The sequence below is a fragment of the Nesterenkonia sp. CL21 genome (genome assembly GCF_031705515.1).
Taxonomy (GTDB): domain Bacteria; phylum Actinomycetota; class Actinomycetes; order Actinomycetales; family Micrococcaceae; genus Nesterenkonia; species Nesterenkonia aethiopica.
Genome location: NZ_JAUTWR010000002.1, coordinates 229,080 through 254,988 on the forward strand (window position 1 = coordinate 229,080; position 25,909 = coordinate 254,988).

Genomic DNA, 25,909 nt, shown 5'->3' on the forward strand with positions numbered 1-25,909 from the left:
TCAGCCGTCCCGTCTAAGGAGGACACACTGTGAGCACCCCAGACGCCCCCACTGGTTCCACGCCGTTCTACCGCCAGCTCTCCCCCACCTGCGGCCTCCGGGTCTCCCCCGTCGCCCTGGGCACGCTGACCTTCGGCCGTGGTGAGGAGCTGACGCACATGGGCGACCTCGACGCCGACCGTGCCGCAGAGATGCTGTCCCGCGCGCACGAGGCCGGGATCAACCTGATCGACACCGCCAACCTCTACGGCCGCGGAGTGGCCGAGGAGGTCGTCGCCGCGGCGCTGAAGAAGCTCGACCATGCCGAGGACTTCCTGATCACCACCAAGGCCCGCATGGTCATCGGTGACGGTCCCAATGACGGCGGCGCCTCCCGCTGGCACCTGCTGCGTGAGGTCGACCGTTCCCTGGCCCGGCTGGGCCGGGACCACATCGACCTGTTCTACCTGCATCAGTGGGACGGCCAGACTCCGCTGGAAGAGACGCTGGAGACCATGGACACTCTGGTCCGGTCGGGCAAGATCCGCTACTACGGGGTCTCCAACTACATGGGCTGGCAGCTGCAGAAGTCCCTGCGGGTCTGCGAGGCCCACGGCTTCGTCAAGCCGGTCGCCCAGCAGATCCTCTACTCCGCCTACACCCGCACCGCGGAGTACGAACAGATCCCCGCCGCCCTGGACGCGGGGATCTCCACTCAGCCGTGGAGTCCGCTGAACATGGGCCTGCTCACCGGAAAGTGGCGCCGGGGGCAGCAGCCCGACGGCCCTGCCCGCCTCAAGGACGGCACCGGTCAGGAGATGCGCGTGCCGGACTGGGACCGCCTCTACGACGTCGTCGACGCCCTGGAGGAGGTGGCGGGCAGGCACGGCGCCACCATCCCGCAGGTGGCGCTGGCGTGGACGCTGACCCGTCCCGGAGTGCACAACACCGCCGTTGCGGCCCGGAACCTCGACCAGCTGGAGGACCTGCTGGGCTATGCCGCGCTCGAGCTCACCGAGGAGGACCGGACCGCGATCGACCGCGTCGGCCGGCCGGAGATCATGTACCCGCACTGGCACCAGGCGGATATGGCCGGAGAACGACTGGGCGCGGCCGATCGGGACATCATCGGCACCATCGGCGAGCAGGTGGCGGGACAGTTCGGGGCCCGAGGCTGAGAGGGTCAGCGGATCATGCCCACAGTCGTCACAGCGACCCCCGACCCATCCACCGCCCGATGAGCCGCACCGGTCACTCCTGGATCGAACCCGCCCTGGAGGCGCTCGACGCCGCCCTCCGCGGCGAGACTCCCCCGATCGAGTTCCTTCCGGCCGCCGACGACGCCCCCCGCTGGGTGCACCGCCCCGACGCGACGGACCATGGCCGCGACGGTGAGGCCCCCGCCGTCGTCGTGCGCACCTCCGGCTCCACCGGGACGGCGAAGCAGACCCTGCTCTCCGCCGCCGCGCTGCAGGCTTCCGCCGACGCGACGGCGGCGGCACTCGGCGGACACGGGCACTGGCTGCTGACCCTGCAGCCCAGCTATGTCGCGGGCCTGGCCGTGCTCTCCCGCAGCCTGGTGGCCGGCACCGTCCCGGTGCCGCTGCTGACAGGGACCACCGATCCCGCGGCGTTCGCGGGCGCCGCCGAGCAGCTGACCGCTGAGCCTCGCTTCGTCTCCCTGGTGCCCACGCAGCTGGGCAGGCTCCTGGAGGCCGGAGATCCCCGGACGCTGTCCGCGCTGCGGAGCATGGACACGATCCTGCTCGGAGGCGGCGCCTCCCCGGCGCCGCTGCTGCGCCGAGCCGATCAGGCCGGCCTGCATGTGGTCCGCACCTATGGCATGAGCGAGACCTGCGGGGGGTGCGTCTATGACGGCCATCCCCTTCCCGGCGTCACCGTGGACACCGACGACGCCGGCCGGGTCCGACTGGCCGGTCCCATGGTCGCCCTGGGCTATCTTGACGACCCGGAGCTCACCACCGAGCATTTCGACGTGGAGCCGCTCATGGGGCACCGCCGCTACCTCACCGACGATCTCGGGGAGCTGACGCCTGCCGAGACCCGAGGCGCCACGCCTGAGCTGAGCATCTCCGGCCGCGCCGACGACGTCATCAACACCGGCGGGGTCAAGGTCTCCGCGGAGCGGGTGCGCGCGGTGCTGCTGGACCATCCCGGAGTGCGCGACGCGTTCGTCGGCGCCGCCCCGGACCCGGACTGGGGGCAGCGAGTCTGCGCCGCCGTCGTGCTCTCCGCCGTCACCCGCACCGACGACACCCTGGGCGACCTGCGGGAGGCGGTGCGGGAGACGCTGGGCCCCGCGGCCGTGCCGAAGGACCTGCACGTGCTGGCCGCCCTGCCCCTGCTGACATCCGGGAAGCCGGATCGGCGAGAATTGCTCCAGATGTTCTCCGGCTGACCTGCTGACCGGACGCGCACCCGACCCACCCCCCCCCCATCCGTCCCCCATCGAAGGAGTCCCGTGGCCACCACCGCAGAATGGATCGCAGGTTCCCGCCCCCGCACGCTCCCGATGGCGGTGGCCCCGGTGGTGATCGGCACCGCCGCGGCCGCCGGGCTGGGCTCCTTCGACCTGTTGATCGGCGCGCTGGCGATGATCGTGGCGCTGACCCTGCAGGTGGGCGTCAACTACGCCAACGACTACTCCGACGGTGTGCGCGGCACCGATGACTCCCGGGTAGGGCCCATGCGGCTGACCGCCTCGGAGGCTGCGTCCCCGGGTGCGGTGAAGGCCGCCGCGTTCATCTCCTTCGGCATCGCCGGTGCCTCCGGTGTAGTGATCGTGGCCCTGTCAGGGATGTGGTGGTTCCTCGCCGTCGGCGCGGTGTGCGTGCTGGCCGCCTGGTGGTACACCGGCGGCTCGCGCCCCTATGGGTACCTGGGGCTCGGTGAGGTGATGGTGTTCATCTTCTTCGGGCTGGTCGCCACCCTGGGGACCACCTGGGTCATGGCCGCCCAGCTGAGCCCCGCCGCCTGGGTGGGTGCGGTGGGCGCCGGGCTGATCGCCTCGGGGCTGCTGATGGCCAACAACGTGCGGGACATCCCCACGGACCGCGAGTCCGGGAAGATGACGCTGGCAGTGCGGCTCGGGGAGCGGAAGGCGCGGATCAGCTACGTGCTGATGATCGGGGTGGCGGTGCTGCTGCCGCTGGCGCTGGTGGCGCAGAACCTGTGGTTCCTGCTGGTGCTGTTGGTGTGGCCGCTGTGCGCCGGCCCCGTGCGGATCATGCTCTCGCGCCGGCACACCGGGCGTGCACTGATCACGGTGCTGCAGCTGACGGGCCAGGTGAGCCTGGCGTTCGCGGCCACGATGGCCGCGGCGATGCTGCTGGGCTGATCAGGTGCTGTGCGGGTCGTCGACGTCGGTGTCTTCGGCGGCGTCGCCGGCCGAGTCCTCGGGGCGCCGAGGCGGACGGCCGTTGCCGTTGCGGCTGCCGTCGCCGTCCTTGCCCGCGCCAGGGGCGCCGGAACCGTCGGACGGTGTGTCCGTCGCGGCGCCGTCGTCGGGCTTCTTCTGCGGGGTCTGACCCTTCTGCCGGGCCTCGAGCTCGGCCTCCTTGCGACGGAGCTCCTCCTCGCGCTGCTTCTGCATGCGCTGGATCTCCAGGTTCCGCAGGAAGTTGGGGTCATCATCGGGGGCGGACGGGCGCTTGGGCGCGGCTCCGGGAGCCGCCACCCGGCCGCGGCCGAACGCCAGCCACAGCCCGGCGCCGATGATCGGCACCAGCACGATCACCGCGAGCCAGGCACTCTTGCCGAGCACCCGCACGCGGTGGCGCGGGGTCTGGATGCATTCGATCAGGCTGTAGATCATCAGCCCGGCACCCACAATTCCCAGCGGGATGATCACCTTCAACATATCTTCCAGGGTAGTTCATAGGGCGCCGCGGGATCACGCCGAGACCTCCTGGTCAGCTCCGGGCGGACACCGCGCCGACACCGGGCCGGCACTGCCACCTCTACAGGACGTAGAATCGAGTGATGGCCGTTCTCAAGTACTCCCTGATCCGCCTGGCGACCTTCTTCATCCTCTTCGCCGCATGCCTGCTGCTGGAGCTGGGCATGATCTTCGCGCTCATCGTGGGGCTGCTGGGGTCCTGGGCGGTCGGCTACCTGTTCTTCAACAGCCTCCGCGTCGAGGCCGGCGAGGCACTGGCCCGCCGATTCGGGGGCGCCCGGCGACTGGGCGCCGGAGAACAGCAGGACAACGACGCCGAGGACGCGCTGGCCGAGGACTTCCACCGGCAGCAGGACGAACAGCGCCGGGACTCCTCGCCGGGCGAGGCTGAGCAGGACGGAGACTCGGGGACTGACCAGGACGGAGACCCAGGGACTCGCCAGGGAGACACACCTCGCTGATCCCCGCCTCATATCCAGTGGCCACGAATCCCGGCATCTCCCCGATGACGCGCCGCGACACGGCCTGAGAACCCGGGGTTCGTGACCAGTGGATGCACGGAGCTCAGCTGTCCACCCATCCACGCGCTCGCAGAGCACGGCGGATCTTGAGCAGACCCGGCCGCCACTGCTCCCGGCTGTGGTCCTTGGTGATCCTCAACTCCCACCATCCCATCGCCTCGGCCCGATCCGCGCGCCGGACGTCTCGGAGCACCTGGCCCGGCTCGGAGTGCACCTCGACGCCGTCGTACTCGATCGCGATCCGATACTCGTCGATCGCCAGGTCCGGCTCGAGCACCACACGCCCCGCCTCATCCAGGATCTGGGGATTCACCCGAGGCTCGGGCAGCCCATCCCTCCACATGGCGAGCCGCAGCCGCGTCTCCTGCGGCGAGTCGGCCCCCACCCGAGCCAGGTCGGCGGCCAGGCGCACCCTCCGGATGCCCCGACTCCCCCGGCGTCGCGCGACGGCGGCGCGCATCTCCTCGCACCGCATCACCGCGTCCCCGTGCTCGCCGAACTCGTGCCGCGGCGGACGCAGCATCCGGTCAGCCAGGATGACCGCGTCGGTCAGGGTGCGTCCGAGCGCCAGGTCCACCCAGGTCCGGCCGGGCCGGGTGAGCCGGACCCCGCCCAGCACGGTGATGTCCTCTTCAGGGACGTCAGAACGGTGCGCCCGCACCTGCCCGCGCCGGATCCGCCCGCCGGCAACGGGGCTGGTGATGTGCAGCGGCGGGACCAGTCGGAACCCCGGGACGCCGAGCAGTGCGGCAGCGGTGGTGTGGCTAGCCACCTGGTCGCCTGAGGCCGTGAGCGCCTGCAGCAGGGTGAGGGATCGTGCCTCGACCTCCGTCGTCAGGGCGCCATAGATCCCGTGGTCCACCCGTTGCAGGGTGCTGTAGTCGAGGGACCGGCGGACATCCGCCTCCTCCCACCCCAGGTCCAGCAGCTCATGCATGCGGTGGGCACCGGCAGGCGCGGGCCGGGGAATCCTCCGGCGGCGGTCGTGCTGAGGGAACTCCATGCGCCCATCCCAGCGGGACGGCGGACGAGTCCGCTGCGGCACCGGGTCACTTGGGGAGGGATGCGCGTGTCGGAGCCAGACGGCGTCGGGCTGTGGAGGAGTGCCCTCCTGGAACCACTGGCCACGAATCCCGGCATCTCAGCCCGTGTCGCGGCGTGTCATCAGGAAGATGCCGGGATTCGTGGCCACTCGAGGCAGTGGGGGTCAGCTGCGGCGGAGCCTCACTCCGGCAGGCCGGCGTAGGAGTGCAGGCCCGGGAAGTACACGTTGACCACCGAATAGTTGAAGATGATGCAGGCGAAGCCGATGATCGACAGCCAGGCGGCCCGGTTGCCGGTCCAGCCGCGGGTGGCCCGGGCGTGCAGGTAGCCGGCGTAGACCACCCAGATCACGAAGCTCCAGACCTCCTTGACGTCCCAGCCCCAGTACCGACCCCAGGCCTCCTCGGCCCAGATCGCACCGGTGATCAGCGGGCCCAGCGTCCACAGGACGAAGCCGACCGCGTTCATCCGGTAGGCCCAGTTCTCCAGCGACGTCGACGACGGCACCATCCGCATGAACTGCCAGCCGCCGGTGCCCCGCAGGTCCCCCGCGGCGACCTTCAGCTCCCGGCGGTGCTGCACCAGCTGCAGGATGTTCATGGCGAAGGTCAGGGTGAACAGGCCCATCGCCAGCACCGCGAGGGTCACATGCACGGCCAGCCACGGGGACTGCAGCGCCGGCTGCACATGCGCCACCGGCGTCGGGAAGCCCATGGTGGCCGCCGTCATCATGACCACCACCAGGCCGATGGCGAAGGTGCCCAGGAACCGCAGGTCCTTCCGAATGAGGGTCAGAAGGTAGACCACCGCGACGATCAGCGCGCCGGTGGTGAGGAACTCGTACATGTTGGCCCACGGCACCCGGCCGGCGGCCACCCCGCGGGCGACGACGGCGAACGCGTGCGACCCTGCGGCCAGGATGGTCAGCGCCACCGCCACGTTCGCGAACGGTCGGCGGGTGCCCAGATAGGCCATGTCCTCGTCGACGAGGTCCTCTGCCTCGGCGGCCACCGGAGCGTCCGCCTCGGCGTCGCCGGCTCCCTCAGGGACGGAGCGCCCGGAGACAGCGCCCTCAGAGACAGCGCCCTCCGCAGAACCGCCTCCGGCGCCGACCAGCGACCCGCGCCGGGCCCGGGCCAGCTCCTCCTGCGCCTCCTCGGCCAGCTCGACCTCCAGGCGGCGGATCGTCGCTGAGCTGCGGACCATGTCCACCGCGAAGACGATGAACGCTGCCGTGTAGATCAGCGCGGCGATGAGCATGAACAGATCGCTGTACTGGGCCAGCTCCTGATTGACGGGATCCATCAGTCCTCCTCCTCGGGGGCCCGCACCGGCCACCGCTTCTCCAGCTGGGCGCGCAGGGCGATGTTCTCGTCCCGCAGGCGGAAGTCCTCGCCCCGGGACAGCAGGCCGTAGCGCACCAGCGTGCGCCCGGCCTCGGTGGTCTCCACCGTCACCCAGGCCCGACGGCGGCGCAGGAACAGGGACAGGATCAGCCCGCCCAACGCGGTGAGCGCGAAGACCAGCACCCCGCCCTGCGCGGGATTGTAGTGGATGTCGATCGCGATGTAGTCCTGGACGTCCTCGAAGGTGATGGACCCCATCCCCTCGGGGAGCTCCTGGGTCTCCCCCGGGTCCAGGACGATGCCGCCGGCGTCGACCTCCCGGGAGTTCAGGACCTCGAGACTGTCGGTGTCCAGGACATAGACGTTCTGCGGGATGCCCTCGTCCAGGCCGAGGTCCCCGTAATAGGAGTTGAGCTGCAGCTGCGGGTTGTACAGCTCCGGATCCACGGAGATCGCCGGGCCGCCGTCCTCCGCCTCATGGGCGGTGGGCAGGAAGAGCCCCACGAAGCCGAGCTGCTCGGGCTGCGCGTCCGGGGCCTTGATGACCGCCATGGAGGTGTAGACCTGGTCGTCCGGCCGGGAGATCACCGGCCCGGAGAAGGCCACCTCACCGTCGCCGTCGCGGATGGTCACCACCGGCGCGTAGCCGTTGCCCACCAGGAACACCCGGGCGCCGCCCAGGGTCAGCGGGTGGTTGACCTTCAGCTCCTCGGTCTCCGGCTCGCCGTCGGCGCCCTCCTGGGTGGTGACGGTGGCGGTGAAGTCCAGGGCTTGTCCGTAGTGGGTGGCGGAGTCGCGGTCGAAGACCCGCTCGAAGTCGTCCAGCCGCAGCGAGAACGGGTGCAGCCGGGATTCGTCGAACCAGGTGCCCGGGTAGAAGTTGTCATAGGCGACCAGCGCGTTGACGAAGCCCTCGTCCTCGATGATCACCTTCTGCCCGCGGTAGCTGAGCATCGACCCCAGGGCCACACAGATCAGCACGCCGACCAGCGCCACGTGGAAGAGCAGGTTCCCGATCTCCTTCAGGTACCCCTTCTCCGCACCGATCGACGCCGGTTGGGGGCGGCCTCGGGCGTCCTGGCCCGCGGCGCGCACGTCCACCCGGTAACGGCGCTTCCGCAGGACGTCGGCGGCGTCCTCGAGCGCCTGCTCGGGGGTGGGGCCGGCGTCGTCGAGCTCCAGGGCTCCGTACTCGGGCAGCCGCTCCAGTCGGGCGGGGGTGCGCGGCGGGGCCGAGCGCATCTGCTGGATGTGCTTGCGGGCCCGCGGAATGATGCAGCCGATCAGGGAGATGAACAGCAGCAGGTAGATCGCCGAGAACCACACCGAGGAGTAGACGTCGAAGGCCTGCAGGGTGTCCAGGATCGGACCCGCTGTGGGGTTGTCGTCGATCCAGGTCTGCACGGCGAAGGCGTCCTGGACGCGCTGCGGGAACAGCGAGCCGGGCACGGCGGCCACGGCCAGCAGGAGCAGCAGCATCAGGGCGGTGCGCATGCTGGTCAGCTGGGTCCAGGCCCACCGGAGCATGCCGACCAGCCCGAGGGCCGGCGGGGAGACCTCCTGGCGGGGTGAGTCCCCCGTGGCCTCGTGGAGAGCGTCCTCCCGGGCGTTGTCCCGGTGCGCGGACGGCTGAGATGGCTGGGTCATCAGATCGGCATCCTCACCTCATTGGCGAACCAGTCCTGCAACGCGTAGACCCACATGTTCCACACGCCGGAGAGCATCAGCAGTCCGACGACGATCAGCACGCCGCCGCCGATGCGCATGACGGCCACCCGGTGCTTCCGGAAGAAGGACACCGCCTTCATGCCCCGTTGAATGCCGAAGCTGATGAGGATGAAGGGGATGCCCAGGCCGAGGCAGTAGACCAGCATCAGCAGGGCACCGCGGGCGGGGTCCCCGCCCACCGGGGTGGAGAGGGCGAGCACCGCAGCCAAGGTGGGACCGATGCAGGGAGCCCAGCCGATGCCGAAGGTCGCGCCCAGCAGCGGGGCGCCGAGCAGACCGTCGGGCGGGCGGCGCTCGATCTTCCGCTCCCGCTGGAAGATGCTGAACGCGCCCATGAAGATCAGGCCCATGAGCACGACGACGGCGCCGAGCAGCTGGGTCAGCCAGCCTCCCTCCACCCGCAGCCACACGGTGGCCTGGGTGAACAGGACGCCGATGAGCACGAAGATCACGGAGAAGCCGAGCACGAACAGGGTCGCACCCAGCACCATGCGGGATCGACGCCGGGCGGCCAGGTCCACCCCGGAGAGCCCGGTGACGTAGCCCAGATAGCCGGGCACCAGGGGCAGCACGCAGGGCGAGAGGAAGGAGACCAGCCCAGCGAGCAGCGCCACCGGGGCGGAGATGAGCAGGGAACCGTCGAAGACGATCTCCGCGAACCGGTTGTTGACCGCACCCAGAGGGTTGGCCGCGCTGAGGGTCGCGAGCCCGACGTCGGCGATCATGCCTCCGCGGACTCCTCCAGCGCGGTGGTGATCAGGGCGCGCAGGGTGCCCGGCTCGGCGATGCCGAGGATGCGTGCGGAGACCCGACCCTCGCGGTCCAGCACGAGGGTGGTGGGCACCGCCGACGGCGGGACATAGTCGGTCATGGCCAGCATGACCTGCCCGTCCCGGTCCTCCATGGACGGGTAGCCGATGCCGAAGCGTCGCTCGAACGCCTCCGCGGTGGGCTGGGTGTCGCGGGTGTTGACGCCGTAGAACTGGACGCCGTCGTCGGCGAACTCCTCGTGGATCTCGGCGAGGTCGGGGGCCTCCACGCGGCAGGGTGCGCATGCGGCGTACCAGAAGTTGATGACGGCCACCTCACCTTCCCAGCGGGAGGGCTCCACCGTTGAGCCGTCGAAGAGGGTGGACTCAAAGTGCACGGGTTCGCCGCGTTCCTCGGGGGCGAACTCCTGGACGGATCCGTCGCCGGCCACGTAGTTGCTGCCGTCGTTGGCGGCCTGCTCGGCGAGCCGGTCGTTCTCGGAGCTGCAGGCGGTCAGTGCGAGCAGCCCCGCCATCAGCCCGGAGGCACCGATCAGGGCACGGCGTCCCATCACCGGCCGGAGGCGGTCCGGCTGATGCGCGGCGGAGTCAGGTGAACTCATGGGTCGGTCCTTGCGGGGTGACGCGTGGTGGTGTCGCTGGTTCGGCGGCGCGCAGGGGCGCTGACGCGGACGTCGGCATAATTCTACAGCGTGTAGTAATCCTGGTCGCTGGCGGCGTCGTCATATGACCACGCCACCCGCACCGACCCTGCGGGCCGACGCCGGGAACGGTCCGGCGCCGTCGGGAAAGGTATCAGCCGAACCTGGGCGTCCGCCTGATCAGGCGCCGGGCAGGGCGATGGCGTCTTTGAGGAGCTCCTTGTTGGGCTCCGCGTAGCTGACCGACTCCACCCCGTCGGGACCGATGTGCAGGCTGGTGATGGAGGTCAGGGAGCATTCGCGGCGTCGCGGATCGTGCCACAGCGGGCGATCCTCAGCCCACAGACGGGTGACCCAGATGGGCAGCTGGTGGGAGATCACGACGACCTCAGCGCCGTCGCCATGCTCGGCGACGGCCAGCTCGGAGAGGTCCTTGGCCGCGGCGAGCATCCTGCTGACCTGCTGGGCGTACGGCTCGCCCCAGGAGGGGCGCAAGGGGTTGACCAGCAGGGGCCACCAGCGGGGACTGCGCAGCTGCTGCTTGACGCGGGAGAGTCCTTCGAAGGCGTTCTCGGCCTCCAGGACCCGCTCCTCGGTGAGCACCGGCATGTCCAGCCGTTCGGCCAGCGGGGCGACGGTCTCCTGCGCGCGCTGCAGCGGCGAGGCCGCGAGCAGGTGGACCGGATGCCCGGCCTCCGCCCGCGCGGCGAAATGGTCCGCGATGCCGGCGGCCATGCGATGGCCGAGCTCGGAGAGCCCGAACCCCGGCAGGCGGCCGTAGAGGACCTTCTCAGGATTGTGGACCTCCCCGTGACGGACGAGGTGGACGGTGGCCGTGGTCTGCGCGGTGGTGCTGGATGCCATGGGCACCAGTGTCGCAGAGTCACGGAGCCGCACCCTGCCTTTCCCCCGCTCAGAGCGATAGGGTTCTGTCAACGAGCGCTGAACGACCCCGACGGCGAGAGGTATCGACGACGATGAGCACCACCGGTGATGAGAACCAGGGCGGGCCGCAGGATCCTGACGGGGCGCAGCAGCCGCAGGGCCAGCCACCGCAGGAGCCCCAGCACGGGCAGCAGCACGGGCAGCAGTACGGGCAGCAGCAGGGCCAGCACGGCTCGGCGCCCTCCGCCGGGTCTGCGCCCGGCGCTCCGGCCTATGGCGCCGGCTATGGACAGCCGCCCCAGTACGGCCAGCAGAACCAGTACGGCCAGCAGAGCCAGTACGGGCAGCAGGGCCCCTATGAGCCGGCAGGGCAGAGCCCCTACGGGGCGCCCGGCCAGCCGCCTGCCGGGCCGGGCCCGACCGGTCAGCCGACGGTCACGGCAGAGAAGCCGACCCGTCCACTGACGATGACGCTGTCCATGATCTTCCAGCTGCTGGCGGGCCTCCTGCTGGCTGTCGCCGGGGTGATCTCCGGTGTGAGGATCATGGGGGCCCACCCCACCCAGCTGCTGCCCGAGCAGGAGTGGCAGGAGATTGCGGACGTCTCCATCGCTGAGGCGCAGGACTACATGGCGATCTTCGGCGTCGCCCTCATCATCGGCGCCGTGGTCCTGGCCCTGCCGTACTTCGCCCTGGCTTTCCTGAGCACCCGGGGCTCCCAGGTGGGCCGCATCCTGGCCACGATCTACCTGGCGCTGAGCATCTTCTCCGTGTTCTTCGGCCTGCTGAACCTGCTGCTGGTCGTCCTGCCCAGCCTGGTGGCCCTGGTGCTGCTGTGGCTGCCGGCCAGCAACACCTATGTGCAGCAGGTGCGCGCGGCGAAGCAGGGATCGGGCACCCCGGGCCAGGGACCAGGGACGTATGGCACGGGCGGATACGGCACCGGCGGGTACGTCCAGCCCGGGCAGCAGCCGGGTCAGCCGGGTCAGCCAGGTCAGCCGGGTCAGCAGCCCGATCCCTACGGGCAGAATCCCTACGGTCAGCCTCCCCAGGGCGGTTACGGCCAGCAGCCCGGTCAGCACCCCGGACAGCCGGGTCAGCAGCCGGGTGGACCCTACTCCTCCTGAGCCGGGAGAACCACCTGTCACGACGGCCGGCCGGGCGCCTGTTCGAAGGCGCCGGGTCGGCCGTCGTCGTCCCTGTGGGCGCGCTCGGCGTCGGCCTATGTGCGGTCGCATCGCGCCGCGGCACGTAGCGACCGGAGCCCGGCCCACGCGATGTTCAATCCCCGGGTGCCGTCCAGCAACCTGGGTCAGACGATCCAGCAGCCTCCCGGCTTCTGAACGGTCAGCGGCTTCCCGGGAGTCCGGGGATGGTGGTCAGCATGTCGTCCTCGTAATCGAGGTAGCACTGCGTCATGGAGCGCTCCGTGAGCGCGTGGGTGCGGCACTGGTCGAACTCGACGGTGGCACCCCAGAACATAGCCTGGGCGGTGGCTGTGGCCGCGAAGAGACCGCAGCACACGATCGCCGCCGCCGCACTGACATGCATGAGGGCCGGCAGCTTCTTCCGGATGGCCTGCACCAGAAGGATCACCCCGCCCGTCGTCCCGACGAGTCCAGCCACCACGGCCAGCAGCCGGTAGGGCAGCGGCGTCTGCAGTCCGATGTAGGACACGATCAGCGCGAGCACCAGCCACCCGGTGAAGCGGGCGTACCGACGGAAGGTCTCCGGCTCCAGATCCACGGCACGACGGCGGCCCGGCTTGCCGCCGTCGGGCCCGCCGCCCGCGGACCCGTTCTGCGGGGGCTGCTGCTGAGGTGGAGTGACGCTCATAGCTCACCAGCCTACGCGGCGCGGGCCCCGCCCGGGGAAGTAGGGTGGAGTCCATGCGCATCGTGGTTCTGGTCTCCGGCTCGGGGACGAATCTCCAAGCCGTCATCGACGCCGTCTCCGCCGGCTCCCTGCCCGTGGAGATCGCCGCCGTCGGTTCCGACGTCCCCGGCTGCGGCGGCTTGGAACGGGCCGAGCGGGCCGGGATCCCCACCTTCGCGGTGCCGTTGGCACGCGGGGGCGATCGTGCCGCATGGAACTCGCGTCTGCGGGACGAGGTCCGCGGCTTCAGCCCGGCCCTGGTGGTCTCCAGCGGTTTCATGCGGATCCTCGGCGCGGAGTTCCTCGACGGCGTCGGGGTCCCGATCATCAACACCCACCCGGCACTGCTGCCCAGCTTCCCCGGGGCTCACGCGGTCCGTGACGCCGTCGAGCACGGGGTGAAGATCACCGGCTGCACTGTGCACCAGGTGGACGCCGGGGTGGACACCGGTCCGATCCTCGCGCAGGAGGCGGTGCGGGTGCTGCCGGATGACGACGTCGACACGCTGCACGAGCGGATCAAGGTCGAGGAGCGCCGACTGCTGGTGGAGACCATCGCCGGCATCGCCGACGGCCGGATCGGACTGCCGAGCTCGTGAACGCCGCCTCGTGACCATCTACATCGACCCGCCCGTATGGCCCGCCCATGGGACGGTGTTCGCGCACCTGATCTCCGACTCCTCCTTGGAAGAGCTGCATACTTTCGCCGCGCGGACCGGCATCCGGCGCCAGGCCTTCGACGAGGACCACTACGACGTCCCGGAGCACCGGCACCGTGACCTCATCGCCGCCGGCGCCACACCGGTCAGCGGCACCGAGCTGGCGAAGATCCTGGCCTCCTGCGGGCTGAGGGTGCGCAGCGTCGAGCGCCCGACGAAGGTCCGTGCCCGGCTGCTGCGCGCCTGGGAGCGGCTGCTGGACACATCCGACGCCGCCGTGCTGGGCGAGGAGCTGTTGGATCGCTGGGCGGAGCCGCACCGCCACTACCACTCGCCCGCCCATCTGGCCGCGGTGCTCAACGCCGTGGGCGTGCTGGAACGCGCCGGAGAGCTGCCGGCCGAGTGGCGCCGCCCGGTCCGCTTGGCCGCCTGGTTCCACGACGCCGTCTACGCCGGGGCCGCGGGCCAGGACGAGGAGGACAGCGCCCGACTGGCGGAGGAGCGACTGGCTGGCCTGCTCCCCGCCGAGGAGGTCACCGAGGTGGCCCGCCTGGTGCGCCTGACCGCCACCCATGACCCGGATCCCGCGGATGCCGCAGGCGCCGTCCTGGTGGACGCCGATCTGGAGGTGCTGGGGCGTGCCCCGGCGGCCTACCGGCGCTATACCGCCCAGGTGCGCAGGGACTTCGACCACGTGCCCGAGCCCCTGTTTCGCGAGGGCCGGGCCCGCGTGCTGGCCACCCTCTTGGAACGGCCCCGCCTGTTCCACACCCCCGCGGGGCAGCAGCTCTGGGAGAGCGCCGCCCGGGCGAACCTCACCGCCGAGCTGGCGGAGCTGCGGTCCGCCTGAGCGGCTGCCCCAGGCGTCGGCACCCGCTCCCTGGAACCCCGCATCGAGGAGTCATTCTCCGGCACATCTCTCCTCGGGTGATGCGCTTCAGCTCGGGATGATGCACGGGAAAATGACTCCTCGACGCGCGACGCGAAGTGCTGAACGGCACCCCGGGGCGCGGAGAGCGGAAGTACCGCCCCGAGTCCTCAGTCCTCGGGCTCGTCCGGGCTCTCCCCCGGCTCCGCAGGGTCCTCCGCGGACCGTCGGCGGCGCGCCGAATGCGCCGCCGGGGCGATCAGATAGCCGAGGATCGTCCCGACGCACACCCACGCGCCCAGCAGCCCGGCCGCCAGCAGCGCATGCGGGCCGATGTCGGTGAGCCGGCCGATGCCCAGGGAGATGTGCGAGAGCCACAGCGGCAGCACGGCGACGCCGGCAGCCACCACTCCGGTGAGCAGCCCGAGGACCAGGGTGGAGAGCGTCAGGGAGATCGGGCGCCAGGAGATGCGCAGGACGAACCAATCGTCCAGGTGGTTCTCCCCCTCCCGCATGAGCCACCAGCCGGCGATGATCCCGGCCAGCAGCGGCACGGCCAGCACCGCGAGGAAGGCCTCCCCGGCGCCGCTCGGCAGCGCGCCGAGCACGGGCAGGGCCGGCACGGGTCCGAGCTCCACGGCCTGCGGGGCCACGGTGGTGCCGGTGCCCAGTGCGAACCCGGCACCGGTGGAGTAGGACAGCGTCCACAGCACCATGTTGGGCAGCAGCCCCAAGTGAAGCAGCGTCAGGCCGACCACTCCCCACACCCCGGGGTCCAGCTGCTGGTACGTGTTGGCGATCTCCATCCAGGAGACCCCCAGCTGAACAGCCAGCAGCACGGCGGAGAGGCCCACGGCGGCGACGACGGCGATCAGCCCGCCACGCAGCACACCCCACAGGTAGCTTCCCGCCCATTTCAGCCGCTGGGAGAGCCGCTCCACCCGATCCTCCAGGTCCACCCCGATGAGCCGGGCCCACGAGCGGGCCTCCGCATAGCTGCCGGCCAGCGCCCCGACCGCCATGACCCCGGCGGCGCACAGCCCCGCCCAGTGCAGCTGCGCGGTGAAACCCTCCGCCTGCCCCAGGTGCGCGATCCCGACGCCGGCGCCCGCGTAGACCACCACGAGGGCGAGCAGTCCCTGCCAGAGCTGATCGGACCAGGCGCCGCGGGCAAGCCGCCCTCCAGCCCGCCACCCCAAGGCCAGGGGCACCAGAGTCAGCCCCATGGGCAGCAGGTGGAGCCAGCCCTCCGCCAGCGTCACGCCCTCGCCGAGCACGTCCCCGGGCACCGGCACCGCGAGCTCCGCCGGGGTTCCATGCAGGATGAGCCACACCTGGGCGGAGAACCTCGCCACGAACTCCAGGTCGATCCGGGTGAACCCTCCGGCCAGCCCCACGGCGAGCACCGGCAGCGCCACCAGCAGCACGGTGGCCAGCAGCGCCTGCACCGCCTCCAGCAGGCCCAGCAGCCACAGGGGCGGAGCGGGCAGGCGGAACCGGCGACGAGGGCGGTCGCCGCCGTCGTCGGCGCTTCCGGGGTCGCCGGGGGTGCGGGTGTCGGCTTCGGAGGGGGTCATCGGGTCCATCGTGCCAGCCGGGGGCACGGATCAGCGCCGCAACAGACCGGCGTCCACGGAACTCTCAGGTTCCGATCAGCAGCCGGATGCCGGTGCCCAGCGCCAGCAGGGATCCCAGGATGGCCAGCGCGATCACGAACTTCCGGACGGTGGCGTCGTCCACCCGGCGCTGGATCCACTCGCCGACCCAGATGCCCAGCACGATGGAGACCACGCACCCGGCCCAGGCCCACCAGGGCATGTCCGGCATCTGACCGTCGTCGAAGGCCCATTTGATGCCGAAGGAGAAGGCGGAGATGAGGATCCACAGCGGCTGCAGGGTGGCGACCATGCGCATCACGGGCCACCGGGAGACCACCGCGTAGATGGTCATCGCCGGTCCGCCGACCCCGCCGAGCACAGTGCCCACTCCGGAGCCGAGGCCGGTGAGGATCTGGGCTGTGCGGCCGTCGCCGTCGACGGCGGAGCTGATCCGGCTCAGCAGCATGGAGGTGATCAGCCCGAAGAGCACCAGGGCGGCCACCACCACGTACAGCGGGCCCGCCGGGGAGACGACGGACACCCAGGCGGCGGCCGGCATCACCAGCACCGCAGGGATGCCCAGCCACAGGACCTTGCGCCATTCGATGTCGTCCCAGATGCGCGGCAGCACCAGCACCGGGGCGATGATGGAGAGGAAGTTGACCAGCATGACGCCCTCGTGGGCACCGATGAGCACCACGAGGAACGGCGCCAGGATCATGCCGAACCCGAGCCCGGCGATCCGCTGGATGGTGGCGGCCAGCAGCACGAATGCCACCACGCCGACGGCCATCGCGATGCCCATGCTGTTCCTCCCCTCCGCTCAGCCGCGCGCGCGGCTGCCAGGACCACCAGCAGACTCTACGCCGCGGTCCACAGTCCTGCAGAATGCAGTGACTGCCGTCTCACCCCGCGGATGACCCGCTCCGGCAGGGTTCTTCGGGGGTTCACCTGCCCTCCATGACCACGACGGCGCCAGGGCACCTTCAGCCGCCACGCTGGTGCCGTGAAGGTCGTGGTGGTCGCAGAATCATTCCTCCCGCACATGAACGGGGTGACGAACTCCGTGCTGCATGTGCTCGCCCACCTGCGCCGGCGCGGAGACGAGGTGACGGTGATCGCCCCGTCCTCCTCCCTGCTGGACGCCGGGCAGGACGCCGAGCTGTGCGAGGGCTTCCCGGTGGTGCGGGTGCCCTCCCTGCCGTTCCCGGACTACCCGAAGGTGCGGGTGGCGGCAGGCTTCGTGCCGCGCATCCGGCACCTGCTGGCGGAGCTCCGGCCCGACGTCGTCCACGTGGCCTCTCCGTTCGTGCTGGGCTGGCGGGCCATCCAGGCGGCCCGGTCGCTGGGCCTGCCGACCGTCTCCGTCTACCAGACAGAGGTGCCCACCTATGCGTCCCGCTACCGCCTGCCCTGGGCGGAGGAGCTGCTGTGGCAGCACGTGGACCGCATGCACACCTCCTCCACCCTGACCCTGGTGCCGTCCCGCTTCTGCAAGGACCAGCTGAGCCGCCGGGGCATCCGGCGGCTGAAGACCTGGCGGCGCGGCGTCGACCTCCGGCGCTTCTCCCCTGCGCGCCGGGACGAGACGCTGCGCCATGAGCTGGCCCCGGGCGGGCAGAGGCTGATCGGTTTCGTCGGCCGGCTGGCCGCGGAGAAGCAGGTGGAGGACCTGGCCGCGCTGAACAGCCTGCCGGACAGTCGGCTGGTGATCATCGGCTCCGGGCCGGCGGAGGAGCAGCTGCGCCGCCGCCTGCCGGGCGCCCACTTCGCCGGGTTCCGCAGCGGCGACGACCTCGGCCGGCACGTGGCCAGCCTGGACGTCTTCGTCCACCCGGGCGAGGCGGAGACCTTCTGCCAGACCATCCAGGAGGCGATGGCCGCCGCCGTGCCGGTGGTCGCCGTCGGGCGGGGCGGCCCGTTGGACCTGGTGGACGAGGGCCGCACCGGGTGGCTTTACCGCCCCGGGGATCTGGCCCGTATGCGTTCGGCGGTCGCGCACCTGGTGTCCGACGACGACGCCCGCGCCCGGTTCGCCCGGGACGCGGCCGCCTCGGTGCAGGGCCGCACGTGGGAGGCGATCTGCAATCAGCTGATCGGCCACTATGCCCGAGCGATCGACGTCACCGAGCGCCTCCAGCGCCAGCAGGCCAAGGATTTCATCCGGCAGCAGGCGTGGCTCGCGGGAGGATTACGCTGACAGCCGATCCGGAGCTGATGCTTGCCTGAGGCAACCTCCCTAGGGTGGAGTCATGACCTCCATCACTCCATATCTGCGGCACCCCCACCTGCAGGGTGACCTCATCACGTTCACGGCCGCCGACGACGTCTGGCTCGCCCCCGCGGACGGCGGCCGGGCCTGGCGGCTCACCCGCGACGGCACACCGGTGCGCACCCCGCGCCTCTCCCCCGACGGCACTCAGGTGGCGTTCATCTCCACCCGCGACGGGCACCCCGAGGTGTACGCCGCCACGATCGACTCCGGTGAGGTCCGGCGGCTCACCTGGTGGGGCGCCTCCAAGGCGGCCGTCCTCGGCTGGGCCCCGGACGGCCGGCTGCTGGTGGCCACGCACGCCGTGGAGGCGAGCATCCGCGAGCAGGTGGTCCACGCGGTCTCCCTCGACGGCGGCACCGAACGGCTGCGCTACGGATCCGCCGGCGGGCTGGCGATCAGCGCCACCGGTGCGGTGGCGCTGGCGACTCCACCCACCCGCCCGGCCGGGCACTGGAAGCGGTACCGCGGAGGAGTCGCCGGGATGCTGTGGCTCGGCACCGAGGGCGTCGACGGCCCGGGGACCGCCGGCGACTGGCAGCGCCTCCTGCCCGACGACGACGCGGGCCTGCTGGACCCGATGTGGGTGGACGGGAAGCTCGTGTTCTCCTCGGACCGGGCGGCGTCGTTCCCGGACCGCACCCGGGAGCAGGCCAACCTGTGGATCTACGACGACGCCCCGACCGGCGAGGCTGAGCCCCGGCAGCTCACATTCCAGGGCGAGGGCGCCGGCTACGTCCGCGACGCCACCACGGACGGCACCCGCATCACCTGGCACTCGCGTGGGGAGATCCATGTGCTCGACTCCCTCGACGCCGAGCCGCGCCGCCTGGAGATCACCCTGCCGGGTGCCTCCGCGGCGCCGCTGACCGTCTCACCGACGCAGAATCTGGACGCCGTGGTCCCGGACCACACCGGCGACACCTCGGTGGTCTCCTGGCGGGGCGCGACGTTCTGGCTCACCCACCGGGAGGGCCCGGCCCGCGCGCTGGCCGCCGTCTCCGGTGTGCGCACCCGGGAGCCGGTGCTGCTGGGCCGCACCGGGCGGGTGGCTGTGGCCACCGATGCCGAGGGCGAGGATGCACTGGAGATCATCCCGATCGACGGCGACGGCGGGCCCCGGCGGGTGCTGGTCGGGCAGCTGGGGCGAGTGCTCCACCTGGCCTCGGACCCGGCCGGCGAGCGCCTGGCCGTGATCTCCCATGACGGTTCGCTGCGGCTGGTCACCTGGGGCGGGGACGGCGCGGCAGGCGACGCCTCGCCGCAGGTGCGGCAGATCCACCGCTCCGAGCACGGGGAGATGCTTTCGCCGTCATTCTCCCCGGACGGCCGCTACCTGCTGTGGACGTCCCCGACGGTGGTGGAGTCGCAGGTCCATCAGCTGATGGTGCTTGACACGTCCCGAGAGTCCGAGCCGGTGGCCCTGACCGGAGGGGTCTTCCATGACTCCTCCCCGGCGTTCACCGCGGACGGGAAGCACATCGCGTTCCTGTCCACCCGGACGCTGGATCCGCACTATGACGACCACGAGTTCAACCTGTCCTTCGCCGGGTCGGTGCGGCCCTGGCTGCTGCCGCTCTCGGCCGCGGAGCCGGCGCCGTTCGGCCCCAGCGCTGAGGGCTGGCCGGTCTCCGGAGGACGCACCGGCGACGCCGCAGACTCAGCCACGGCGGGCGCCGGCGGCACGGACGCCCCGGCCAGCCCGGATCTGGACGCCGAGCACGCCGAACAGCGCATCGTGCCGTTCCCCGTGCCGTCAGCCTCATACCGCGACCTGCGGACAGCCCAAGGCGGCGTGCTGTGGATCAGATCAGCCCAGGAGACCGGCGAGCTGGGCACCCGGCGGGCCGGGGTCTCCGGGGAGGCCGCCGGGGACGAGCTGATCCGGTGGGACGTCGCCGCCCGGAAGGCCACCACCCTGGTGGACAAAGTGGACTCCTATGCGGTCTCCGGCGACGGATCCCGGCTGGTGGTCCGCGCCGGGGAGAAGGTGACCGCGGTGCCGTCCACCCGGAAGGTGGAGAAGGACGACGACGCCGAGAGCGTCACCGTCGACCTGGAGCGACTGCGGCTCACCGTGGACCGCTCCGCCGAATGGGCCCAGATGTTCGAGGAGACCTGCCGGCTGATGAGTCAGCAGTTCTGGCGCGAGGACATGGACGGCGTCGACTGGGATGCCGTGGTGGACCGCTGGCGCCCCGTGGTGGCGAAGGTCCGCACGGACGACGACCTGCACGACGTCCTCTGGGAGACCGTGGGCGAGCTGAACACCTCCCACGCCTATGTGATGCCGGCCGAGGGCGACGCCCCCGGCTCCGCACGGAAGCTGGGACTGCTGGGGGCGGACCTCGAGCCCGCCGGAGCGCAGGGCTGGCGCATCACCCGCATCCTGCCCTCGGAGTCCAGCGAGCCCGAGGCGCGCTGCCCGCTGCGCGCCCCCGGCGTGGACGCCCGCGAAGGGGACCTGATCACCGCGGTGGACGGCCGCCCGGTGGACCCGGTGGCCGGGCCGAACGCGCAGCTGGCCGGGGCCGCGGGCAAGCCGGTGCTGCTGGACCTGCGACGCGGCTCGGGCGAGGACGGTGCGGTCGGAGCCGCCGGCGGGGTGACCCGCCGCGTCGTCGTCGTGCCGCTGGCCAGCGAGGAGGAGCTGCGCTACCAGGACTGGGTGCGCTCCCGCCGGGAGTATGTGGCGCAGGCGTCCCAGGGGCGGCTGGGCTATGTGCATGTGCCGGACATGTCCTCCCCCGGGTGGGCGCAGCTGCACCGGGACCTGCGTCTGGCCGCGGAGCATGAGGGCATCGTGGTGGATGTGCGCTACAACCGCGGCGGCCACACCTCGCAGATGGTGCTGCAGCGGCTCTCCAAACAGCTGGTGGCCTGGGCCACCGCTCGCTGGGAGACCGGCGTGGAGCCCTACCCGTCCTCGGCGCCGCGCGGCCCCGTGGTGTTCGTGGCCAACCGATGGTCGGGCTCCGACGGGGACATCGTCAACGCCGCCGCCCAGGCCATGGACCTCGGTCCGGTGATCGGCGAGCGCACCTGGGGCGGGGTGATCGGGATCGACGGCCGGTTCACCCTGGTGGACGGCACCACGGTCACCCAGCCGAAGTACTCGTTCTGGATCGACGGCTACGGCTGGGGCGTGGAGAACCACGGCGTGGACCCGGACATCGAAGTCGTCCACGACCCGAGCGTCTGGTTCTCCGAGGACGATCCGCAGCTGGACCGTGCGGTGGCCGAGGCGCTGGAGCGGCTGCGGCAGACCCCGGCCGCGACCCCGCCGTCGCTGGGAGCGCCGAAGAACCGGGGCTGATCAGTCCATCAGCCCGTGGGCCTGCAGCTTGGCGACGATGTCCTTGCCGTCAGGGCCGTAGATCCACGGGATGCTGCGCCCCTCCACCTCCTGATAGCCGGTCGGCGGGTGGGTTCCGCCGGCCCCGAGCAGCGTCTCACTGTCCGGGTCGTTGGCGCGTCCACCGGCCAGCAGAGCCTCCGAGTAGGTGAGCTGCCGGATGATCACCGCGGTGACCGCCTGTGGGTGGCGACGGGCGAAGTCGGCGTAGATGGTGGGGTCGTGCTGGCCATCGTCGCCGATCAGGACCCAGGAGACGTCGGGGAAGTCCTGGGCGAGGCGCTCGAGCTGCTCCTCCTTGTGCTGCTTGCCGGACCGGAACCAGCGGTCCTCGGTGGGGCCCCAGTCGGTGAGCAGCAGCGGCCCGTGCGGGTACAGATTGCGGGTGAGGAACCGGGTGAGCGTCTGGGCGACGTTCCAGGCACCGGTGGAGATGTAGATGACCGGCGCCCCCGGGTGCCGGTGGAGCAGCCGCTCCATCATCACCGCCATGCCGGGGGTCGGGGTGCGTGCGTGCTCATCGAGCACGAAGGAGTTCCAGGCGGCGAGCACCGGACGGGGCAGCTTGGTGACCACCACGGTGTCGTCGATGTCGCACACCACCCCGGTGCGGGCGGTCTCGGCGATGATCTGCACCTCGGCGCGGGTGGGCTGGGCGCCGTGGGCCCGCAGCGTGACAGGCTGCCAGCCGGGCTCGAGGTCGACGTCGATGACGGCGTCGACGATCCCGCCTCGGTCGGCGACGACGTCGACCGTCTGGCCTCCCACGGTGATGCTGACCTCGGCGAAGGGCACCGGGGCGGAGATGAAGTTCCGCCAGCCGCGCACGCCGTCGGCGATCACCTTGGCCACGCGGCGGCCGTTCTCGAAGTGCGAGTCCGGGGCCATCACGACGCGCGAGAAGACCCGCACCCAGCGCTGGGTGCCGTACCCGGTCAGGGAGAGGACCGTGACGTGCTGCCGACGGCGCTGGGCCATCCGGAGGCGGAACCGATGCCACCGGTCCTCGGCCTTCATGGCCGGGTTCCGGTGCGGGTCGGAGTATTGACGGCGCACGGCATCGTCGTTCTGGGCCACCTCGGTCACACTCCCATCCTGCCATGGTCGGCGCGGGCCCCCGAACCAACGCGCACCAGTGCCGCCGGAGGCCCACCCCTCCCCGGCACAGCGCTCCGTCCACCACGCCCCGGGCGCTGCAGGCAGCCCTGCCCGACCAGCGCGGTGCACTGGCGGCCCCTCCTCCTCAGATGGTGGTCCGCAGCGGCGTCTCGCGGATCAGCAGGTTCGCGACCACGGCCGGCAGGGTCATACAGGCGGCCACGAGGAACATCGTCCCGGACCCGTCGGCGAACTCAGGGGTGGCGGTGCCCGCCGCCCCGTTGACCTGCCCCACCGAGATGCCGGCCACCTGCAGGGCCATCACCGAGCCCAGGATGGCGGTCCCGGCGGCGCCGCCGAAGACTCGGAAGAACGCCACCAGGGCGCTGGCCTGACCGACACGGGTGACCGCCACGGTGTTCTGCACCGCCAGCATGAGGTTCTGCATCTGCGCCCCGAAGCCCAGCCCGACGATGAAGATGATCCCCATGACGAGGCGCAGATCGGTGTGCGAGTCCACCGTGGAGAGCCCGAACATGGCCGAGGAGAGCAGCAGGGAGCCGATGGCGAGGTAGATCTTCCAGCGCCCGTAGCGAGTGATGAGTCGCCCGGAGGTCAGCGAGCCGATGAGGTTGCCGACCACCAGGGGCAGGATCATCATCCCGGAGGCGGTGGGGCTCAGCCCGCGGCCGATCTGGAAGTACTGTCCCAGGAAGGCCGGCATGCCGAACAGGCACACCGCAATGGAGGCCGAGGAGATCACCGCCAGCAGCGTGGTGCGGCTGATGAGCATGCGCAGGGCCACCACGGGTTCGCCGCTGCGCCGCTCCACCAGGACGAAGGCCGTGAGAATGACCGCGACGCCGGCCAGCAGCATCCCGGACTCCCAGGACACCCAGTCGAAGAACTCCGGGGTCCCGGCGAAGGAGAGCCACATCAGCAGCAGCGAGGACGCAGTGACCAGAAGCAGCGCCCCGACGTAGTCCATGCGCACCTTCCGGCGCACATGGGGCAGCTTCAGCGTCCGGTGCACCAGCACCAGGGCCACCAGGGAGAGCGGGACGCCGACGAAGAAGCACCAGCGCCAGCCGATGGTGTCCACGGTCAGGCCGCCGATGAGCGGCCCTGCCGCGGTGGCGGTGGTGAGCACCGCACCGATGTATCCGGCGTAGCGGCCCCGCTCCCGCGGCGAGACGATCGAGGCCATGATGGCCATGGCGAGCGCTCCGAGGCCGCCGAGACCGATGCCCTGGACGAAGCGTGCCGCGATGAGCATCTCCATGGAGACGGCGAACCCTGCGGCCAGCGAGCTGAGCACGAAGATGACGTTGCTCAGCTGGAAGAGCCGCTTCTTGGAGACCATGTCGGCGAGCTTCCCCCACACCGGGGTGGAGGAGGCGTTGGCCAGCAGGGTCGCGGCGACCACCCAGCTGTACTGGATCTGGGTGCCGTCGAGGTCCCCGACGATCACCGGCAGCGCCGTGACCACGATGTTCATCGCCAGCATCGCGGCGAAGAACACGATCAGGATCCCCGCGATCGCCCAGCCGACATCGCGCCGCGACATGCCCTCTGGCGTGGTCTGCGGCGGGCGCCGTCGGGGACGGGAACTCGCTGACTTTAGTTGCATCCGTCAACGAGCTTAGTCGCCGCGGGGCGGAAGCGCCAATGGGAGCGCACGCGCGAGCACGGGGATCAGCCCCGCCGCCGAGCCGACACCCCGCTACGCTGGTCCCGTGACAGACACTCGCGCCCCGCAGTCGCCGTCCACCGAACCCCCCTCCCCCGCACTGCTGCGCCATGCGGCGATGCACGCCGCCGACGACGTCGGCCCGGCCCTGGCCGCGGCCTTCCGCACGGCCGTGGAGACCCAGGAGAAGACCAGCGCCCACGACCTCGTCACCCACTACGACTCCGCCACGGAGGTCCGGCTGGTGGAGCTGCTGACAGCAGCCGTGCCGGATTCGCGGATCACCGGCGAGGAGGGCGGCTCCCAGGGCTCCGGCGCGGTGGAGTGGATCGTGGACCCGATCGACGGCACCTCGAACTTCGCCCATGGATTCGCGATGTTCTCCGTGTCCATCGCAGCGGCCGTCGACGGCGTCGTGGTCGCCGGAGTGGTCCATGATCCGGTCAATCAGCTGACCTTCTCCGCCGACGACGACAGCGCCTGGCTGCGTGAGGGCGGCCCGGCCGGCGTCGAACGCGCCCTCACCGGCCGGCAGAGCACCCAGGGAGCTCTCGGCCCCGACGACCGTCGGCTGAACCTGGTGACCAGCTACCCCTCCGCCGAGGCGCTGCAGCGTGACGGCCAGGCGGCCCTGGTGACCTTCGCCGAAGCGGTGACGACCTTCGCGACGGTGCGCCGGCTGGTGTCCGGGGCATTGGAGCTCTGCCATGCGGCCGCCGGCTGGGCCGACGTCGTCCTCGGCGTGGACACCTGCCCCTGGGACGTGGCGGCGGGGATGCACATCCTCCGCCGCGCCGGCGGCACCTACGTGGGACTGCCCGACGGGGCCGACGACGCCTCCGGCGACGGCGGCACCTCAGATCACCTGGCGCCGCACTATCTGGGCCTCGCCCCCGGCGTGGACTCCCCCACCGCCCGGCGCCTCCTGGCGGGCGTGGCGGCCCGCCGCGGGGACTGAGCACGCCGAGCTGTCCGGCAAGTTCGGCGGGAGCCCTGTGGCACGATGTCACCATGCCGAAGAAGGTCGACCACCACCAGCGCCGGGAGCTGCTGGCACACGCCGTGAGACGAGTGGTGGCCGACCACGGCCTCGGAGCGGTGAGCCTCCGCAGCGTCGCCGCGGAAGCGGGAGTCACCGGCGGCATGGTCCAGCACTACTTCCCCACCAAGGAGGCCATGCTGGACTTCGCCATGCGCTCCGCCAGCGCTCAATACGGGGAGCGGATGCAGAAGGCGCTCTCCACCCTCGGCGAGGCCCCGGAGCCCACCGCCGCCCTGGAAGCCGTCCTCACCGCGCTTCTCCCCCGGTCAGAGCAGGAACGGGCGGACGGCCGGGTGGCGCTGGCCTTCATGTCTCATGCCTCGCTCGACTCCTCCGCCGCTGAATATCTGCGAGAAGGCAACGACGGCATGCGCATGCTCCTGGCCGACTGGATTCGGAGCGCTCGGGATGCGTCCGGCCCTGCGGCGACCGCAGAGTCCGAGAGCGATGCCCCCTCCGCCGCAGCCGCCCTGTTGGCCCTCACCGACGGCCTGGCGATCCAGGTGCTCAGCTCCGGCCTCGACGTCGACGATGCCGAGAGCATCCTCCGCCTCCACATCGCGGCCGTCCTGGCCTGACGCCGCTGTCTGACCGCTGTCGCCACTCGTCGACGCCCCTG

The 25,909-nt window shown here is 71.3% G+C and carries 23 protein-coding genes; 11 read left to right on the top strand and 12 right to left on the bottom strand.

The features are described 5' to 3' along the window. Nucleotides 1–29: 29 nt before the first annotated feature. The 3 genes from Q7C18_RS06005 (at nt 30) to Q7C18_RS06015 (ending at nt 3,337) form a co-directional block, all read left to right on the top strand. A complete protein-coding gene (locus tag Q7C18_RS06005) occupies nt 30–1,157 on the top strand; it encodes an aldo/keto reductase (RefSeq protein WP_311024600.1) in 1,128 nt (375 codons plus the stop codon). A 59-nt stretch (nt 1,158–1,216) separates the two neighbouring features. Continuing rightward, a complete protein-coding gene (locus tag Q7C18_RS06010; protein ID WP_311024601.1) occupies nt 1,217–2,398 on the top strand; it encodes an AMP-binding protein in 1,182 nt (393 codons plus the stop codon). 63 nt (nt 2,399–2,461) lie between these two features. Continuing rightward, nucleotides 2,462–3,337 carry a 1,4-dihydroxy-2-naphthoate polyprenyltransferase gene (locus Q7C18_RS06015; protein WP_311024602.1) on the top strand — a complete coding sequence of 292 codons (876 nt, stop codon included), beginning with the start codon at nt 2,462–2,464 and terminating at the stop codon, nt 3,335–3,337. On the opposite strand, the gene Q7C18_RS06020 is transcribed toward Q7C18_RS06015, so the two are convergent. Then, nucleotides 3,338–3,859 carry a PLD nuclease N-terminal domain-containing protein gene (locus Q7C18_RS06020; protein WP_311024603.1) on the bottom strand — a complete coding sequence of 174 codons (522 nt, stop codon included), beginning with the start codon at nt 3,857–3,859 and terminating at the stop codon, nt 3,338–3,340. Nucleotides 3,860–3,981: 122 nt separating this feature from the next. On the opposite strand from Q7C18_RS06020, the gene Q7C18_RS06025 reads away from it, so the two are divergent. Next, nucleotides 3,982–4,359 (top strand): DUF4229 domain-containing protein, encoded by a 378-nt coding sequence (locus tag Q7C18_RS06025; RefSeq protein WP_311024604.1) that lies wholly within the window; start codon nt 3,982–3,984, stop codon nt 4,357–4,359. A 103-nt stretch (nt 4,360–4,462) separates the two neighbouring features. On the opposite strand, the gene Q7C18_RS06030 is transcribed toward Q7C18_RS06025, so the two are convergent. The 6 genes from Q7C18_RS06030 to Q7C18_RS06055 form a co-directional block, all read right to left on the bottom strand. Then, entirely contained in the window at nt 4,463–5,422 is a 960-nt protein-coding gene (locus Q7C18_RS06030) for a hypothetical protein (RefSeq protein ID WP_311024605.1), read from the bottom strand. A 221-nt stretch (nt 5,423–5,643) separates the two neighbouring features. Beyond that, complete coding sequence (gene ccsB / locus Q7C18_RS06035) at nt 5,644–6,768, bottom strand: c-type cytochrome biogenesis protein CcsB (protein ID WP_311024606.1); 1,125 nt, start codon at nt 6,766–6,768, stop codon at nt 5,644–5,646. Continuing rightward, nucleotides 6,768–8,456 carry a cytochrome c biogenesis protein ResB gene (locus Q7C18_RS06040; protein ID WP_311024607.1) on the bottom strand — a complete coding sequence of 563 codons (1,689 nt, stop codon included), beginning with the start codon at nt 8,454–8,456 and terminating at the stop codon, nt 6,768–6,770. Before Q7C18_RS06040 ends, ccsB begins: the two co-directional genes overlap by 1 nt. Next, nucleotides 8,456–9,262, bottom strand: coding sequence for a cytochrome c biogenesis protein CcdA (locus Q7C18_RS06045; RefSeq protein ID WP_311024608.1), 807 nt, complete (start codon nt 9,260–9,262; stop codon nt 8,456–8,458). The genes Q7C18_RS06040 and Q7C18_RS06045 overlap by 1 nt, the downstream gene beginning before the upstream one ends. Continuing rightward, the gene (locus Q7C18_RS06050; RefSeq protein ID WP_083277572.1) at nt 9,259–9,909 is read right to left on the bottom strand and encodes a TlpA disulfide reductase family protein; all 651 of its coding nucleotides are present in this window, start codon (nt 9,907–9,909) and stop codon (nt 9,259–9,261) included. The genes Q7C18_RS06045 and Q7C18_RS06050 overlap by 4 nt, the downstream gene beginning before the upstream one ends. A 219-nt stretch (nt 9,910–10,128) precedes the next feature. Beyond that, nucleotides 10,129–10,812 (bottom strand): histidine phosphatase family protein, encoded by a 684-nt coding sequence (locus Q7C18_RS06055; RefSeq protein ID WP_311024609.1) that lies wholly within the window; start codon nt 10,810–10,812, stop codon nt 10,129–10,131. Nucleotides 10,813–10,925: 113 nt separating this feature from the next. On the opposite strand from Q7C18_RS06055, the gene Q7C18_RS06060 reads away from it, so the two are divergent. Then, nucleotides 10,926–11,960: a hypothetical protein gene (locus Q7C18_RS06060; RefSeq protein ID WP_311024610.1), complete on the top strand. Its 1,035-nt coding sequence runs from the start codon at nt 10,926–10,928 to the stop codon at nt 11,958–11,960. A 220-nt stretch (nt 11,961–12,180) separates the two neighbouring features. Here the strand turns inward: Q7C18_RS06060 and Q7C18_RS06065 are convergent, their stop codons facing one another. Beyond that, nucleotides 12,181–12,669 (bottom strand): hypothetical protein, encoded by a 489-nt coding sequence (locus Q7C18_RS06065; RefSeq protein WP_311024611.1) that lies wholly within the window; start codon nt 12,667–12,669, stop codon nt 12,181–12,183. A 53-nt stretch (nt 12,670–12,722) separates the two neighbouring features. Between Q7C18_RS06065 and purN the strand changes: the two genes are divergently transcribed. Next, complete coding sequence (gene purN, locus Q7C18_RS06070) at nt 12,723–13,307, top strand: phosphoribosylglycinamide formyltransferase (RefSeq protein ID WP_070160719.1); 585 nt, start codon at nt 12,723–12,725, stop codon at nt 13,305–13,307. A gap of 10 nt (nt 13,308–13,317) precedes the next feature. Beyond that, nucleotides 13,318–14,217 carry a DUF4031 domain-containing protein gene (locus Q7C18_RS06075; RefSeq protein WP_311024612.1) on the top strand — a complete coding sequence of 300 codons (900 nt, stop codon included), beginning with the start codon at nt 13,318–13,320 and terminating at the stop codon, nt 14,215–14,217. A 188-nt stretch (nt 14,218–14,405) separates the two neighbouring features. Here Q7C18_RS06075 and Q7C18_RS06080 read toward each other — a convergent pair whose 3' ends face one another. Next, nucleotides 14,406–15,812: a DUF6350 family protein gene (locus Q7C18_RS06080; protein WP_311024613.1), complete on the bottom strand. Its 1,407-nt coding sequence runs from the start codon at nt 15,810–15,812 to the stop codon at nt 14,406–14,408. A 64-nt stretch (nt 15,813–15,876) separates the two neighbouring features. Continuing rightward, a complete protein-coding gene (locus Q7C18_RS06085) occupies nt 15,877–16,638 on the bottom strand; it encodes a sulfite exporter TauE/SafE family protein (protein ID WP_311024614.1) in 762 nt (253 codons plus the stop codon). 201 nt (nt 16,639–16,839) lie between these two features. Between Q7C18_RS06085 and Q7C18_RS06090 the strand changes: the two genes are divergently transcribed. Then, complete coding sequence (locus tag Q7C18_RS06090) at nt 16,840–18,033, top strand: glycosyltransferase family 1 protein (protein WP_311024615.1); 1,194 nt, start codon at nt 16,840–16,842, stop codon at nt 18,031–18,033. A 52-nt stretch (nt 18,034–18,085) separates the two neighbouring features. Further along, nucleotides 18,086–21,421 (top strand): S41 family peptidase, encoded by a 3,336-nt coding sequence (locus tag Q7C18_RS06095; RefSeq protein ID WP_311024616.1) that lies wholly within the window; start codon nt 18,086–18,088, stop codon nt 21,419–21,421. Here the strand turns inward: Q7C18_RS06095 and Q7C18_RS06100 are convergent, their stop codons facing one another. Beyond that, a complete protein-coding gene (locus tag Q7C18_RS06100) occupies nt 21,422–22,546 on the bottom strand; it encodes an App1 family protein (protein WP_237089899.1) in 1,125 nt (374 codons plus the stop codon). Between the two features lie 157 nt (nt 22,547–22,703). Beyond that, the gene (locus tag Q7C18_RS06105) at nt 22,704–24,125 is read right to left on the bottom strand and encodes an MFS transporter (RefSeq protein WP_311024617.1); all 1,422 of its coding nucleotides are present in this window, start codon (nt 24,123–24,125) and stop codon (nt 22,704–22,706) included. A 169-nt stretch (nt 24,126–24,294) separates the two neighbouring features. On the opposite strand from Q7C18_RS06105, the gene Q7C18_RS06110 reads away from it, so the two are divergent. Both Q7C18_RS06110 and Q7C18_RS06115 read left to right on the top strand, forming a co-directional pair. Next, nucleotides 24,295–25,206, top strand: coding sequence for an inositol monophosphatase family protein (locus Q7C18_RS06110; RefSeq protein ID WP_311024618.1), 912 nt, complete (start codon nt 24,295–24,297; stop codon nt 25,204–25,206). 53 nt (nt 25,207–25,259) lie between these two features. Beyond that, a complete protein-coding gene (locus Q7C18_RS06115; RefSeq protein ID WP_070158706.1) occupies nt 25,260–25,868 on the top strand; it encodes a TetR/AcrR family transcriptional regulator in 609 nt (202 codons plus the stop codon). Nucleotides 25,869–25,909: the final 41 nt, after the last annotated feature.

Bases quoted from the DNA above. Each gene is read 5' to 3' on its own strand.
- Q7C18_RS06010 (WP_311024601.1), top strand. From the start codon at position 1,217: ATGAGCCGCACCGGTCACTCCTGGATCGAACCCGCCCTGGAGGCGCTC.
- Q7C18_RS06020 (WP_311024603.1), bottom strand. From the start codon at position 3,859: ATGTTGAAGGTGATCATCCCGCTGGGAATTGTGGGTGCCGGGCTGATG.
- Q7C18_RS06025 (WP_311024604.1), top strand. From the start codon at position 3,982: ATGGCCGTTCTCAAGTACTCCCTGATCCGCCTGGCGACCTTCTTCATC.
- Q7C18_RS06030 (WP_311024605.1), bottom strand. From the start codon at position 5,422: ATGGAGTTCCCTCAGCACGACCGCCGCCGGAGGATTCCCCGGCCCGCG.
- ccsB (WP_311024606.1), bottom strand. From the start codon at position 6,768: ATGGATCCCGTCAATCAGGAGCTGGCCCAGTACAGCGATCTGTTCATG.
- Q7C18_RS06040 (WP_311024607.1), bottom strand. From the start codon at position 8,456: ATGACCCAGCCATCTCAGCCGTCCGCGCACCGGGACAACGCCCGGGAG.
- Q7C18_RS06045 (WP_311024608.1), bottom strand. From the start codon at position 9,262: ATGATCGCCGACGTCGGGCTCGCGACCCTCAGCGCGGCCAACCCTCTG.
- Q7C18_RS06050 (WP_083277572.1), bottom strand. From the start codon at position 9,909: ATGAGTTCACCTGACTCCGCCGCGCATCAGCCGGACCGCCTCCGGCCG.
- Q7C18_RS06055 (WP_311024609.1), bottom strand. From the start codon at position 10,812: ATGGCATCCAGCACCACCGCGCAGACCACGGCCACCGTCCACCTCGTC.
- Q7C18_RS06060 (WP_311024610.1), top strand. From the start codon at position 10,926: ATGAGCACCACCGGTGATGAGAACCAGGGCGGGCCGCAGGATCCTGAC.
- Q7C18_RS06065 (WP_311024611.1), bottom strand. From the start codon at position 12,669: ATGAGCGTCACTCCACCTCAGCAGCAGCCCCCGCAGAACGGGTCCGCG.
- purN (WP_070160719.1), top strand. From the start codon at position 12,723: ATGCGCATCGTGGTTCTGGTCTCCGGCTCGGGGACGAATCTCCAAGCC.
- Q7C18_RS06080 (WP_311024613.1), bottom strand. From the start codon at position 15,812: ATGACCCCCTCCGAAGCCGACACCCGCACCCCCGGCGACCCCGGAAGC.
- Q7C18_RS06085 (WP_311024614.1), bottom strand. From the start codon at position 16,638: ATGGGCATCGCGATGGCCGTCGGCGTGGTGGCATTCGTGCTGCTGGCC.
- Q7C18_RS06095 (WP_311024616.1), top strand. From the start codon at position 18,086: ATGACCTCCATCACTCCATATCTGCGGCACCCCCACCTGCAGGGTGAC.
- Q7C18_RS06105 (WP_311024617.1), bottom strand. From the start codon at position 24,125: ATGTCGCGGCGCGATGTCGGCTGGGCGATCGCGGGGATCCTGATCGTG.
- Q7C18_RS06115 (WP_070158706.1), top strand. From the start codon at position 25,260: ATGCCGAAGAAGGTCGACCACCACCAGCGCCGGGAGCTGCTGGCACAC.